Genomic DNA, 13,615 nt, shown 5'->3' on the forward strand with positions numbered 1-13,615 from the left:
GTTCGGTCAAAATGCAACGGGCGTGACCCGCCCGCTGCGGTAAGAAACGCTTTACTGGTTGGCGCGCTCGGCTTCGATCTTGCGCCATTCCGCCACATTGGCGTTGTGTTGTGCCAAGGTCTCCGCAAAGGCGTGACCGCCAGTGCCGTCAGCCACAAAGAACAAATACGGCGTGCTGTCCGGGTTCAACGCGGCTTCAATCGCGGCGCGGCCCGGATTGGCGATCGGGGTCGGTGGCAACGCGTCGATCACATAAGTGTTGTACGGCGTTTCACGACGCAATTCGCTTTGACGCAGACCGCGCCCAAGGCTGCCCTGCCCTTTGGTGATGCCATAGATGACAGTCGGGTCCGTCTGCAGACGCATCCCTTGGTTCAAACGATTCACAAAGACACTAGCAACCTGACGGCGTTCCTCGGCCAGTCCGGTTTCTTTCTCGACGATGGACGCCATGACCAAAGCTTCATCTGCGCTCGCATAGGGCAGATCCGCCGCGCGGTTGTTCCATGCGTCAGCCAGAATGTCGACCTGTGCGTCCTGCATCGACGCGATTAAAGCCGCGCGGTCCGCACCGGCCTTCACTTCATAGCTGTCTGGCGCAAGGCTGCCCTCGGCAGGCAAGCCAGCGATTTCACCCGACAGGAAATCGGCCCGGTTCAAGCTGTCCACAACTTGCCAGCTGGTCACACCTTCCGCCAGGGCGATCCGGAAACGGGTATCGCTTTCGTCGCGCTTCTCAAGGTATGTTGCGGGCACTTCGCCCTCAAGCTCCGCCGGGGTAAACTCGGCAGTGATCTTGTAATCCTGCGTCGCCGGATCCAATTCACGTACCTGGACCTCGGCTGCAAGAATACCGACGCGATACAGGATCTCGGTGCCACAAGTCGATGCCCCACCGCGCGTGACGATGTCCACGATCTCTTCCATCGAGGCACCGTCCTGCACAAGGAACGATCCGGCCTTCAGTGCAGATTTCTTGTCGGAATACTCTACACCGATACGGAAAATGGACGCGTTCGAAATCGCACCCTGTGCTTCCAAATCCCGCGACACGCGCGAGAACGAGCTGCCGCGCTCGACACGCAGACAAATGGTTTGCGCCAGAGGGCCGTCAGCTGTGTATTGTTTTTGGCCCCAGGCCACCACACCGACCGCGACGATCAGTACGACAATGAACAGGCTCAGCGCGTTCGAGGCGATATTGCGCCACATCAGTCAGAAACCTTCCCCATGACAAGGCTGGCATTTGTGCCGCCGAAGCCAAAACTGTTGGACAGCACCACGTTGATCTCGCGCTCTTCCGCCTTGTTGGCAGCAAGCGACAGGCGCGGCGCGATTGCCGGGTTGTCCAGGTTGATCGTTGGTGGCGCGATCTGGTCACGAATGGCCAGAATGCAGAAGATCGCCTCCACAGCGCCTGCGGCCCCCAACAAGTGACCGATCGAGGATTTGGTCGACGACATGGTCGCCGTGTCAGCCGCATCGCCCAGCAGACGCTCGACCGCGCCCAGCTCGATCGTGTCGGCCATTGTCGATGTGCCATGCGCGTTGATATAGTCAATCGCCGACGGCTCCAGTCCGGCTTTGCCAAGCGCCGCTTGCATCGCACGGAAACCACCGTCGCCATCTTCGGCTGGTGCCGTGATGTGATAGGCATCGCCCGACAGGCCATAGCCCAGCACTTCGGCATAGATCTTCGCACCACGCGCTTTCGCGTGCTCGTATTCTTCCAGAACCACGATGCCTGCGCCCTCGCCCATAACGAAACCATCACGGTCTTCGTCATAGGGGCGGCTTGCGGCCTGCGGATCGTCTTCGCGTTTGGTCGACAGTGCTTTGCAGGCATTGAACCCTGCGATGCCCAGCTCACAAATCGCGGCCTCGGCACCACCTGCAACCATCACATCCGCATCGCCCGATTGGATCAGACGGCTCGCGTCGCCGATAGCATGCGCACCAGTCGAACAGGCCGTCACAACCGAGTGGTTCGGCCCTTTGTAGCCAAACTTGATCGAGACCTGACCCGAGATCAGGTTGATCAACGATCCAGGAATAAAGAAGGGCGACACACGACGCGGACCGCGCTCGTTCAGCAGGATCGACGTATCCGCAATGGTCGACAGACCGCCAATACCCGACCCGATGATTACGCCCGTACGGCACAGGCTTTCTTCATCTTCGGGCATCCAATCCGCGTCTTTCACAGCCATTTCAGCCGCAGCCAGGCCATACAGAATGAAATCATCGACTTTGCGGCGCTCTTTCGGCGCCATCCAGTCATCCGGGTTGAACGTCCCATCCGTCCCGTCGCCCAATGGCACTTCGCAGGCATATTTCGTGGTCACACGCGACGCATCAAACTTTGTGATCGGCCCAGCACCGGACTGTCCGTCCAGAATACGCTCCCATGTTTCCTCGACGCCGCTTGCCAGCGGAGAAACCATACCCAATCCTGTTACAACCACTCGACGCATTCTGGTGCCCTTTCTCAGGTTTTCAAATGTCTCGGAGGTGATAGCGCGGCTGGGCATAGCGGGGCAAGCCGAATCCGATCAGCGGTGGATGCCCGCCTATCGTTCTAAGCCCTTATCCAAGCAATGCAGGGTGGCGACCGCAGAACACCCGCGATCACCAGCAGTTGCGCCCGCCCTCAATGCTTAGATGAACTCTGCCTTGGCTTCCGGTTCGGGCCGTGCGACGGCCAAAGCTTCGTTCAGATCAACGTTCTTGGAAAACAACGCACGCCCGATCAATGTACCGGCAATGTTCGGGATGTATTTCAGCCGCGCCACGTCATCCAGCTCGTGGATGGTGCCAGCCGCAATCACCTGATGCTTTGTCTCGCCCGCAAGTGCGCTCAGCAGACCAAGCTGAGCATCCGGCTGTTCGATATCGCTGTCGATATCCGTGATCAGAACACTGGCCAGCGGTACGTCTGCATATGACGCAAGGAAGCTTTCCGGGGACATGGCGACCGGATTGCGCCATCCGTCCGTCATCAGGTTCCCCTGCCAGACATCTGCCGCCAGAACGATCTGATCCGGGTATCGGTTGGCAAGCTCTTTCACCATGGCTGGATCGCGTGCAGCGACGGTTCCGACAACCACACGCCCTGCGCCTTTCTCGATCCAGGTTTCTGCCATATCTCGGGTACGTATGCCGCCTGCGACCTGAACGGAACAACCGGCCGAGTTGATAATCGCCTCGATCAGCTCGGCATTATCGCCTTCGCCTGCGACGGCATCAAAATCGGTCACTTGGATCCATTCAGCACCTGCTTCGGCAAACCCCTGTGCGGTTTCCACCGGATCCACATGCCAGATCGAGGGCTCTTCAAGACGACCGCGATGCAACGTCACACAACGACCGTTCTGCAATTCGAGTGTTGGATAAATAATCATGGAACGCCTCCTTCGCCAAACCAGTGATGGTTTAGTGAAGTTTAGCACATCCTCGCATGTGCGCCCAAATTCGGCCCAATACGCACTGAAAGCGGCCTGATGGGGCGATTTCGCACAAAAAAACGGCCCACCCGATGGTAGGCCGTTTTTGAAACTGTTGCGTCCTGAAAGATCAGGCAGCTTCGGTGATGAATTTCACAGCGTCGCCGAAGGTCTGAATGGTTTCAGCAGCGTCGTCCGGGATTTCAATGCCGAACTCTTCTTCGAAAGCCATAACCAGCTCTACAGTGTCCAGGCTGTCTGCGCCCAGGTCATCGATGAACGAGGCGGTCTCGGTGACCTTGTCCTCTTCAACACCCAGGTGCTCAACTACGATTTTCTTCACACGATCTGCGACGTCGCTCATGATCAATCCTCACGTTAGTTCAGGGCTTGGCCCTTTTCGTTTGACCCGTTTGGGCCGCTAAGTTTCCCGCGCGTAACGCCGAGATCCCCAGCCCATATGGACTGCCCAGTTTGGGCTGATGGGGTAAACCTGCGCCGCCTATAACACATCGAAGAAGATAGGCAAACGCTTTCGCTGTGCAAGGGCCAAGTCGGAACTTATTCCACTTAGCCGCGCACAGTTACAACATGGCCATGCCGCCATTGACATGAAGTGTGGCGCCAGTCGTATAGCCTGCCTCGTTCGATGCAAGGTATAGAACGGCTGCTGCGATTTCATCGGGCGCACCCATGCGGCCAGCAGGGATTTGCGCCAGCGTGCCCGACTTTTGATCATCGGTCAGCTTGTCCGTCATCGCCGTACCGATAAAGCCCGGCGCGATGCAGTTCGCAGTGATACCACGGCTGGCAACTTCATAGGCAATGGATTTGGTCAAACCGACCATACCGGCCTTCGATGCCGCATAGTTCACCTGCCCCGGATTGCCGGTTGCACCAACAATCGAACCGATATTGATAATCCGCCCCCAGCGCGCCTTCATCATCGGACGCATCACGCCCCGACACAGACGCATGGTCGAGGTCAGGTTCACGTTGATCACGTCATCCCAATCCTGATCCGACAGGCGCATGAACAGCTGGTCGCGGGTAATCCCGGCGTTGTTCACCAGAATATCGACCCCGCCCATGGCTTCCACGGCCTGTTTGGGCAGGGCGTCAACAGCTTCGGCGTCCGACAAGTTGCAGGGCAGCACATGGGCACGCTCGCCCAGCTCAGCGGCCAACGCCTCAAGCGGCTCGACACGCGTTCCCGACAGCGCCACAGTTGCGCCCGCCGCGTGCAGCGCCTTGGCGATTGCGCCGCCAATACCGCCGGAAGCGCCAGTAACGAGGGCATTTTTTCCAGTCAGATCAAACATCTGCTTATCCTTCTTCACGTTTCCGGCCACACCCAACTTTAGGGCATTGGACCGGCTAATATGTTGTGATTATCCGTTCAGCGCTTCAGCAGCGGCCTTCACATCATCTGGGTTTCCGATTGCACGCGTCGCGACCGTCTTGTCGATCCGCTTAATCATACCGGACAGCGCCTTGCCGGCGCCGATCTCCCAAATCTCGTCCACGCCATGTTCGGCCATCCACGCCACGCTTTCACGCCAGCGGACGGATCCCGTCACCTGTTCGACCAAAAGCGAGCGGATTACGGCAGGATCTGACACCTCTGCTGCGCGAACATTTGCCACCAATGGCACAACAGGACGTTCCATTTCCACATGTGACAGTGCTTCAGCCATAGCTTCGGCGGCGGGCTGCATCAAGGCGCAATGGAACGGAGCGCTTACCGGCAGCAAGACAGCGCGTCGTGCGCCCTTGCCCTTGGCAATCTCGACCGCACGTTCGACCGCTTCTTTGTGTCCTGAGACAACAACCTGCGCAGGGTCATTGTCATTGGCCGCCTGACAAATCTGGTCATGCGCCGCTTCTGCAGCGACCTCGGCCGCAGTTTCAAAATCCAACCCCAACAAGGCCGCCATCGCACCAACGCCGACCGGCACGGCGTCTTGCATGGCTTTTCCACGAGTCCGCAGCAAACGCGCGGTGTCTGAAACACTCAGCGTTCCAGCGGCAGCCAGTGCCGAATATTCGCCCAACGAATGCCCCGCAACGTACGAGGCCGCGTCGCTTGTGACACCTTCTGCCTCAAGCGCACGCAACGTAGCCAAAGATGTGGCCATCAAAGCTGGTTGCGCATTCTGGGTCAGGGTCAGTTCGTCTTGCTCACCCTCCCAGATCAAAGAGGACAGCTTTTCACCAAGCGCCTCGTCAACCTCGTCAAACACTGCTTTAGCGGTGGGATAGGCGTCTGCAAGGGCTTTGCCCATGCCGATACTTTGGGCCCCTTGCCCGGGAAATACGAATGCGCGGCTCATGGCCCCTCCTCTTCGTCCTATGACTTTAGGGAAGGAGATACCGTGCGCCGCGCCGCTGTGCAATCTGTTTGGAGTAGTTCTGGCTCGGATCAGGCCACACGAAGCGCAACACCGTCAGCGCCCAGGAACTTTCCACCGGTTCGGCGGCTTTCAAAGCTGGGCACCGGCAGACCGCCACGAGCGTTTTTCAAATCGCGCAGAAGGCGTGCGCGGATGGGGCGCAATTGCTCTTCCGAACCAGACAAAATCTCAATCGCAGTCATATTGTCTGCACCGTCTTCAAGGCGTAGATACAAGCTAGCCTGACCACAGTCCCCACCAAGACCTTGTACATCTTCTGCGACTAACAAAACGCCGGTGACATCCTCGAATGGCACCGCTTCGTCCACCTCAAACTCATTCTTTGATGTGACATAACCACGACGGAAATAGCGTTTGAACAGGTCGACTTGCGTCACAGCATCCCCACGGCAGCGACCGAACATAAAGAGCAGCCCCCCCAGACCGACGAAGAAGCACGTCAGGCCTAGCTTCATTACCAGAAGCACAAGATCAGGCACAACTGCAGTGTGGGATACAGTCCACAAACCCGCGGAAGACAAGGCCAGCGTAATACCGAAGAACCGACAAAACTTCCGCAACAACGGCCCGCTGGCTTCCTCATCCAGCTGATCTACCAGTGAATAGCCCCACTTAGCTGGGCTTAATAGAACCGGCTGAGCCGAATTCACGTTAGCTGCATCAATATAAGGTAGCGGAGAAACCATTGTCATGGGAACAGACCTTCCTGTTTCAACGTTCGGTCAGATACGATCTTCTGTATCCGAGATAAGTACTCTTGCCCGACTGGGGCGTTGGTTAAGAAATCAACCTGAACTGTGACGGAAGTTGGGCGGCAGATTGGTCAATGCGAGGCCATAGTTTGCGCAAACTGGACCAGCGCCACAAACGTCACCAAATCCCTAACGGCGGCGCACCAACACCTGCAAAAGCCTTGCGCCACTTGGCGAGACGTGTATAAGGCACCGTCCTTTCCGTAAGTGAATGAACCGCGTTGCCTCTCGTGGATGGGTCGCGGAAAGGTTTTGACCCATTCTTTGAAGCGCGCTTGAAAATAGAACTGGAGTTCACATGCCCCTTTACGAGCATGTCTTCATCTCGCGTCAGGATCTGTCCAACGCGCAGGCTGAGAACCTCATCGAACATTTTGGCACCGTACTGGGTGACAACGGCGGTAAAGTCGTTGACAGCGAGTACTGGGGCGTCAAGACGATGGCTTACAAGATCAACAAGAACCGCAAAGGCCACTATGCCTTCCTGAAGACCGACGCACCGTCGGGCGCTGTTCAGGAAATGGAACGCCTGATGCGCCTGCATGACGATGTTATGCGCGTTCTGACCATCAAGGTCGACGATCACGCCGAAGGCCCGTCTGTTCAAATGCAAAAACGTGACGAACGCGGCGACCGCCGTGGCCGTGACCGTTAATCGGAGGTCTAACTCATGGCAGCTAAACCGTTTTTCCGTCGCCGCAAGGTATGTCCCTTCTCGGGCGACAACGCACCGAAGATCGATTACAAAGACACCCGTCTTCTGCAGCGCTACATCTCTGAGCGCGGCAAAATCGTTCCTTCGCGTATCACCGCCGTTTCGGCAAAGAAGCAGCGTGAACTGGCCCGTGCTATCAAGCGCGCCCGTTTCCTTGCTCTGCTTCCCTACGCCGTTAAGTAAGGGGACCTGATCAATGCAAGTTATCCTTCTGGAACGTGTGGCCAAGCTGGGCCAAATGGGCGACGTCGTTGACGTAAAGCCCGGTTACGCACGCAACTTCCTGCTGCCCCAGGGCAAAGCCCTGTCGGCTTCGGACGCAAACATCGCGTCGTTTGAAGCTCAGAAAGCTCAGCTGGAAGCCAACAACCTTGAAACCAAGAAAGAAGCAGACGCACTGGCTGAAAAGCTGGGCGGCGAGCAGTTCATCGTGATTCGCTCGGCTTCGGATGCTGGTGCACTTTACGGCTCGGTCACCCCGCGTGACGCCGCAGATGTTGCCACTGAAGCTGGTTTCACCGTCGACAAGAAGCAGATCATCCTGACTGCTCCGATCAAATATCTGGGCCTGCACACCGTCACCGTACGTCTGCACCCGGAAGTCGAAACCGAGATTGGCCTGAACGTGGCTCGCTCGGAAGAAGAAGCCGAATTGCAGGCTTCTGGCAAGTCGATCCAAGAACTGGCCGCTGAAGCAGAAGCTGAAGCCGAGTTCGAGATCGCCGAGCTGTTCGACGATATCGGTGCTGCTGCATCGGAAGACGACGACCTGGCCCCGGCTGGCGACGACGCTCCTGCCGCAGAGGCTTCGGAAGAAGAGTAATCTTCCCCGACACAAGACCAGAAAGGCCGCTCATACGAGCGGCCTTTTTCTTTGGAAGTGTCCTTTCGCAGACGACACCTGTTTGACATTCCTGCTACCCACAGCAATGAATTCCGGCAAAGAACGGGAATCAAATGATAGTCAAAGACCAACCCTCGTCGTTCCAACTGTTCTTAGAGATGCAGGGATCAATTGTTCCCAAGATCAGCCCGAAGGTCCTGCTGATTTCAGCACTATCATTCGTGGTCTTCCTGATAGACCTGCTCGTAACACCACTTCCGCGTATTTCGATCACGGCAATGGGCATTTTCGGTGTCGCTCTGTCTTTGTTTTTGGGCTTTCGCAACAACGCAGCCTATGATCGCTGGTGGGAGGGACGTGTCCTGTGGGGCAAGATGATCGCCGATATGCGCAGCCTGGGTCGCAATGCGCAGATCTTTATGGTTGATTCCGATGCGAAGGGCCGCCTTATCTCGACCGTCATGGCCAGCATCCATCTACATCGGGGCTTTCTGCGCAAACTGGATGCACGCCCTGAAGCCGAGCCGTGGATTGGGCCTGATCTCAGCGAAAATCTCTGCCAGCATCAAAACCCCGCCAATGCAGCTCTTCAACACGCGGCGCAGCAGATTGGCGATCTGGCGCGGGCCGAGCAGATCTCGGGCTTTGGACAGATCGAGCTGTCACGCAGCCTTGCAGCACTGACCCTGTCCCAAGCGGGCTGCGAACGGATCGCCAGCACGCCCCTTCCCTTCGTCTATTCGCTTCTGGTCCGTCGCACGACCTATATCTATTGCTGGCTTCTGCCTTTCGCGCTGCTGGACGCGACCGGAGGTTTCGCGCCCGTACTGGCCGCTGCCGTTGCCTATGTCTTCTTCGGACTGCAAGCCGTGACCAATGAGCTGGAAATGCCCTTCCAGAACATCGAAAACGGGCTTCCGCTTGACGCGATGTGCCGGACGGTTGAAATATCCATGGCAGAAGCGCTGGGACGTGTCCCACCTGCCCCAATGCAACCCATCAACCAAGTGATCACCTAGCCATGCCCCAAATCTCTCGACGTTCCCTTATTTCCTGTGCACTTGCGCTGCCCCTGATGTCCTGTGGCGGCGGGGGCGATGACGACTTCACAAGCCCGCTCGTGTCGGACAGTTTTGACCCGCCCCTGTATCCCAATGAAACACCCGAGCTGCGGGCATTGATCAACAAATGGGCTGACCACTATGACATCCCGCGTGAGCTGGTCCATCGTCAGGCCATCCGTGAAAGCACGCACCGCCCTTGGGCGCGCAATGGACCCTATTGGGGACTTCTGCAGATCCTGCCCCAGACCGCGCGCACCATGGGCCATCGCGGCCCGGCAGAAGAGCTTCTGGATCCAGATGTGAACCTTCAGTACGCGGGCAAATACCTGCGCGGTGCCTATATTGTATCTGGTGGAGACATCGATGCTGCGATGGGCTGGTATGCGCGCGGGTATTATTATGAGGCCAAACGACTAGGTCTGTTGGTCGAAACGGGGTTGCGGCCAGGTTAAGGGCTGTTGGTGGCTCACTTCGTGAGCCTATAGGGGCTTTGCCCCTCGGCCACTCGAAATTCGAGCGGCCTCACCCCAGAATATTTTCGACAAGAAAATGCGCACAAAAACGAAAAGGCCGCCCCGATTTGGAGCGGCCTTTTTAGTGTCTGGCGGTAAGACTTACTCGTCTTCCAGAGCCTCAACGGCTTTCTGCAGATCGTCTTTCGAAACTTCTTTTTCCGAAACCTCGGCCAGTTCGAAGACATAGTCCACGACCTTGTCTTCGAAGATCGGCGCTTGCAGTTGCTGACGCATCTGCGGATTTTGCTGAACGAATTCAAAGAACTGACGTTCCTGCCCCGGGTACTGACGGGCTTGATTCATCACGGCCTGCGTCATCTCGGCATCGGTGACTTCGATCTCGGCCTTTTGGCCCAGTTCGGCAAGCAACAGACCAAGGCGCACGCGGCGACCGGCAAGTTTCTTGTGCTCGTCGGTGGCTTCGATTTCCGGGTGATCGTGGCCCTGCACATCAGGGTTTTCTTCGTGCCACAGCTGGTGTGCAATCTGACCAGCTTCGGCGTCCAGCAGCGACGGCGGCAGGTCGAAGGAAACCAGCTTGTCCAGCTCGTCCAGCAGACCACGCTTCATAACGGCACGGGCCGCACCAGCGAATTCTGCTTCCAGACGCTCGCCGATCTGCTCTTTCAGAGCATTCAGGTCTTCGGCACCGAATTTGGTGGCCAGTTCGTCGTTTACTTCGGCGGCAACAGGCTCTTTGACCTCTTTCACGGTGCATTCAAACACAGCGTCTTTGCCAGCCAGATTTTCTGCACCATACTCGGCAGGGAAAGTCACTTTGACTTCAACTTCCTCGCCAGCTTTGGCACCAACCAGCTGCTCTTCGAAGCCCGGAATGAACGAGTTCGAACCAAGCGTCAGCGGGTAGTCTTCAGCAGCACCACCGTCGAAGGCTTCGCCGTCAACTTTGCCCAGGAAGTCGATCACAACCTGGTCACCGTCTTTCGACTTCGACCCTTTTTTGCGATCTTTGAAGTCCTGAGCGGTCTCGGCCAGATTGGCCAGCGCTTCGTCAACTTCGCCTTCACCGGCTTTCACAACCAGCTTCTCAAGCTTGATGCCTTTCAGGTCGACCTCGGGGATCTCGGGAAGGGCTTCGTACGACATTTCGATCTCGACGTCGTCGCCTTCTTTCCAGTCCTCGTTGGTCATCTTCACGTCAGGCTGCATGGCCGGACGGTCACCCGAATCTTCGAAGTGCTTGTTCATGGCGCCATCAACAGCTTCCTGCATGGCTTCGCCCATCAGGCGCTGGCCAAACTGCTTTTTCAGCAGAGCCATCGGCACTTTGCCTTTACGGAAGCCTTTCATTTCGACTTCGGGCTGCGCTTCAACCAGCTTTTCGTTGACTTTAGCGTCCAGATCAGCGGCCGGAACCACAATCTTGTAGCCGCGTTTCAGACCTTCGTTCAGGGTCTCGGTGACCTGCATCGTCTCGTCCTTCTTTCAATTTTGGTGCGGGTGGAGGGACTTGAACCCCCACGCCTTGCGGCGCCAGAACCTAAATCTGGTGCGTCTACCAATTTCGCCACACCCGCTAAAACCGAGGACGGCCCACGTTTTGTGGACGGGGCCGTCCGAATTCGCGCCCTTCTAGCACCAGTGCGCGCAGGATGCGAGAGGAAAAGCGCCCTTATCCGGCGGGAGTTTGCGCAATTTCATGCTCTTTCGTCTGGGTGGTCCGGTAGAGCACCCAGAATCAGGCGGTCACGCTCCTAATCTGCGAAAGACCGAGGGCAGTTGTTCCGGCAAATCCTCGGCGATCAGCCCCGGCCCAAACTCCAGCGCACATTCCACATGCAGCCACGCGGCGGTTTCCGCGGCGGGCATCGGAGCGAAGCCCCGCGCGAGCAATCCGGTGATAAAGCCCGCAAGCACATCGCCTGATCCGGCGGTGGCCAACCACGGAGCGGACCGTTCATAGGCCGCCGAGTTGATCGAGCACGCCCCATCCGGTGCCGCAATCACCGTGTCCGGCCCTTTGAACAAGACCACACAGCCAGCCTGCGCAGCAGCGTCTCGGGTCGCGTCCACCTTGGAATAGGCGGGACCCTTGGCGGCAGGCGCGTTCAGCTTTTTGTCAATATCCGGGAACAGCCGCGCGAACTCGCCCGCATGTGGGGTCAGCACGCAGTTTTCGTGTAGCATGTCGAACAGCGCGGAGGGATCATCTTTGAACGCCGTCAGAGCATCCGCATCCAGCACAGTCGCACGTTTCGCGGCCAAGGCCACCGGCACCAAGTCCCGCGCACGTTCCACGCCCAAGCCGGGACCAAGGCACAACGCATTGAAGCGCTCGTCCGCCAGCACAGCCTGCAATGTCTGTGCGTCCCCCACTGGAGACAACATAACCGCATCCAACCGCGCTGCATTTTCTTGCAGTGCACCGGGTGTCGGGGCGACAGTGACAAGCCCTGCCCCGATGCGCAGCGCACCACGGGCCGAGAGCCGCGCCGCGCCGCCTTTGCCCGACGTGCCAGAGAGGATGAGGGCGTGGCCGTGGGAGAATTTGTTCCACCCGTAGTTTTTTCCAATCCAAGTGGGCTTGCTGACCAACTTAACAATCCCGTTCACCTGCCCAGCTCCACGAGTTGCGTCCGGAGTCGAGATTGGCGTCGTTTCCTCCCATCTTTGCTTAAGATCGCGCCCAATTCCGATGGATTTAACAACGATTTTCTGCACACCTATCGGCCCTAGGGACAACCGATGTCCAAGCTTTTCGCTATGAAAACTGACCGTCAGGTTTGCCCAAACACAGCTATCAAATGGGTTTTCATCATCGTACCCAATATATCGACCGCTGTCGGCGCAAATACCGCTCGGGATATCCACTGAAACTACATTGGGCATATCTTTGCTTGAAGAATAATAGTTCAATGTGTCTTGTACTACTCCAATCGTGTAAAATGGGCGGCTTAGACCTGTTCCGAAAATCGCATCAATGACGACTTTCGCCCCCATGTCGTGGTCAATGTCGAAATCGGCATCACCTAAAGGCTTCACCTCACCCAACTCCACCCACCGCCCATAACTCACCCGCGCGTCCGGGGGTAGCTTCTCGGCGTCCCCATAGAGGAACACCTCAACCTCCCAGCCCCATTTTTTCAACAGCCGCGCGACCACGAACCCATCGCCACCATTGTTCCCCGGTCCGCACAGCACCACCGCTTTGTGAGAAGTCTTGGCAAGCTCGGGCCATTCTTCAAAAATCGCCTCGACCACGCCCCTGCCCGCGCGCTCCATCAGTTCCAGCCCGGTGACCTCGTCCGACTCAATCGCGGCTTGTTCAATGGCGCGCATTTGGGCAGCTGTCAGCAATTCGCTCATCTCAATCTTCTCACTCTGCTCAAACTTCGCGCGCACTGCTTAATTTTTGGGCACATGCTTGTTTTTTCACATTGCTGCGTGCGCTACCACCACCCTAGCCAATTGCCCATCCCCAAGGAAAGTGGTCACTGATGCCCAACACGATGTTTCGACACTCAACGTTTCAATCTGGGGGCTATCCATGAAAAAGATCGAAGCCATCATCAAGCCGTTCAAGCTGGATGAAGTAAAAGAAGCGCTGCAGGACATTGGTGTGCAGGGCCTGTCGGTGATCGAAGTGAAAGGCTTTGGCCGTCAGAAAGGCCACACCGAGCTGTATCGCGGCGCCGAATATGTGGTCGACTTCCTTCCCAAAGTGAAGATCGAGATCGTTCTGGCCGATGATCAGGTCGACGAAGCCGTCGAAGCCATCATCGAGGCCGCCAAGACCGACAAAATCGGTGACGGCAAGATCTTCGTCAGCCCCGTTGAACAAGCCATTCGCATCCGCACCGGTGAATCCGGCGACGATGCTCTGTAAATCACACGAATATACACGAAC

General features: G+C 57.3%; 15 protein-coding genes and 1 tRNA gene. 6 read left to right on the forward strand and 10 right to left on the reverse strand.

Annotation, left to right across the window (positions count from 1 at the left end; genetic code table 11):
* Nucleotides 1-51: 51 nt before the first annotated feature.
* The 7 genes from mltG to FIL88_RS07875 all read right to left on the reverse strand — a co-directional run bounded on the left by mltG (nucleotide 52) and on the right by FIL88_RS07875 (nucleotide 6,549).
* Nucleotides 52-1,212 (reverse strand): endolytic transglycosylase MltG, encoded by a 1,161-nt coding sequence (gene mltG / locus FIL88_RS07845; RefSeq protein ID WP_142853197.1) that lies wholly within the window; start codon nucleotides 1,210-1,212, stop codon nucleotides 52-54.
* Nucleotides 1,212-2,474, reverse strand: a complete 1,263-nt coding sequence (fabF, locus tag FIL88_RS07850) for a beta-ketoacyl-ACP synthase II (RefSeq protein ID WP_142853198.1) — start codon at nucleotides 2,472-2,474, stop codon at nucleotides 1,212-1,214. The genes mltG and fabF overlap by 1 nt, the downstream gene beginning before the upstream one ends.
* Before the next feature lie 183 nt (nucleotides 2,475-2,657).
* Entirely contained in the window at nucleotides 2,658-3,401 is a 744-nt protein-coding gene (locus FIL88_RS07855) for a 1-(5-phosphoribosyl)-5-[(5-phosphoribosylamino)methylideneamino]imidazole-4-carboxamide isomerase (RefSeq protein WP_142853199.1), read from the reverse strand.
* Between the two features lie 172 nt (nucleotides 3,402-3,573).
* Nucleotides 3,574-3,807 (reverse strand): acyl carrier protein, encoded by a 234-nt coding sequence (locus FIL88_RS07860; RefSeq protein WP_108856591.1) that lies wholly within the window; start codon nucleotides 3,805-3,807, stop codon nucleotides 3,574-3,576.
* Between the two features lie 220 nt (nucleotides 3,808-4,027).
* Entirely contained in the window at nucleotides 4,028-4,765 is a 738-nt protein-coding gene (gene fabG, locus FIL88_RS07865; protein WP_142853200.1) for a 3-oxoacyl-[acyl-carrier-protein] reductase, read from the reverse strand.
* Nucleotides 4,766-4,834: 69 nt separating this feature from the next.
* The gene (gene fabD, locus FIL88_RS07870) at nucleotides 4,835-5,776 is read right to left on the reverse strand and encodes an ACP S-malonyltransferase (protein WP_142853201.1); all 942 of its coding nucleotides are present in this window, start codon (nucleotides 5,774-5,776) and stop codon (nucleotides 4,835-4,837) included.
* Between the two features lie 89 nt (nucleotides 5,777-5,865).
* Nucleotides 5,866-6,549, reverse strand: a complete 684-nt coding sequence (locus FIL88_RS07875; RefSeq protein WP_142853202.1) for a hypothetical protein — start codon at nucleotides 6,547-6,549, stop codon at nucleotides 5,866-5,868.
* Between the two features lie 358 nt (nucleotides 6,550-6,907).
* Between FIL88_RS07875 and rpsF the strand changes: the two genes are divergently transcribed.
* From rpsF to FIL88_RS07900, 5 genes are all read left to right on the forward strand, one after another.
* On the forward strand, nucleotides 6,908-7,264 hold the full coding sequence (rpsF, locus tag FIL88_RS07880; RefSeq protein ID WP_142853203.1) for a 30S ribosomal protein S6: 357 nt from the start codon (nucleotides 6,908-6,910) through the stop codon (nucleotides 7,262-7,264).
* Between the two features lie 15 nt (nucleotides 7,265-7,279).
* Nucleotides 7,280-7,507: a 30S ribosomal protein S18 gene (gene rpsR, locus FIL88_RS07885; protein WP_005982441.1), complete on the forward strand. Its 228-nt coding sequence runs from the start codon at nucleotides 7,280-7,282 to the stop codon at nucleotides 7,505-7,507.
* 13 nt (nucleotides 7,508-7,520) lie between these two features.
* Nucleotides 7,521-8,147: a 50S ribosomal protein L9 gene (gene rplI, locus FIL88_RS07890; RefSeq protein ID WP_142853204.1), complete on the forward strand. Its 627-nt coding sequence runs from the start codon at nucleotides 7,521-7,523 to the stop codon at nucleotides 8,145-8,147.
* Between the two features lie 134 nt (nucleotides 8,148-8,281).
* A complete protein-coding gene (locus FIL88_RS07895; protein WP_142853205.1) occupies nucleotides 8,282-9,187 on the forward strand; it encodes a bestrophin family protein in 906 nt (301 codons plus the stop codon).
* Nucleotides 9,188-9,189: 2 nt separating this feature from the next.
* A complete protein-coding gene (locus FIL88_RS07900; RefSeq protein WP_185960878.1) occupies nucleotides 9,190-9,684 on the forward strand; it encodes a lytic transglycosylase domain-containing protein in 495 nt (164 codons plus the stop codon).
* A 162-nt stretch (nucleotides 9,685-9,846) separates the two neighbouring features.
* Here the strand turns inward: FIL88_RS07900 and tig are convergent, their stop codons facing one another.
* The 3 genes from tig to FIL88_RS07915 all read right to left on the reverse strand — a co-directional run bounded on the left by tig (nucleotide 9,847) and on the right by FIL88_RS07915 (nucleotide 13,074).
* Nucleotides 9,847-11,178 carry a trigger factor gene (gene tig, locus FIL88_RS07905; RefSeq protein WP_142853206.1) on the reverse strand — a complete coding sequence of 444 codons (1,332 nt, stop codon included), beginning with the start codon at nucleotides 11,176-11,178 and terminating at the stop codon, nucleotides 9,847-9,849.
* 22 nt (nucleotides 11,179-11,200) lie between these two features.
* Nucleotides 11,201-11,285: transfer RNA gene (locus tag FIL88_RS07910), tRNA-Leu, on the reverse strand.
* Between the two features lie 169 nt (nucleotides 11,286-11,454).
* Nucleotides 11,455-13,074, reverse strand: a complete 1,620-nt coding sequence (locus FIL88_RS07915; RefSeq protein ID WP_142853207.1) for an NAD(P)H-hydrate dehydratase — start codon at nucleotides 13,072-13,074, stop codon at nucleotides 11,455-11,457.
* Nucleotides 13,075-13,255: 181 nt separating this feature from the next.
* On the opposite strand from FIL88_RS07915, the gene FIL88_RS07920 reads away from it, so the two are divergent.
* On the forward strand, nucleotides 13,256-13,594 hold the full coding sequence (locus FIL88_RS07920) for a P-II family nitrogen regulator (protein WP_142853208.1): 339 nt from the start codon (nucleotides 13,256-13,258) through the stop codon (nucleotides 13,592-13,594).
* The last annotated feature ends 21 nt before the right edge of the window (nucleotides 13,595-13,615 follow it).

The sequence above is a fragment of the Aliiroseovarius halocynthiae genome (genome assembly GCF_007004645.1).
GTDB lineage: Bacteria > Pseudomonadota > Alphaproteobacteria > Rhodobacterales > Rhodobacteraceae > Aliiroseovarius > Aliiroseovarius halocynthiae.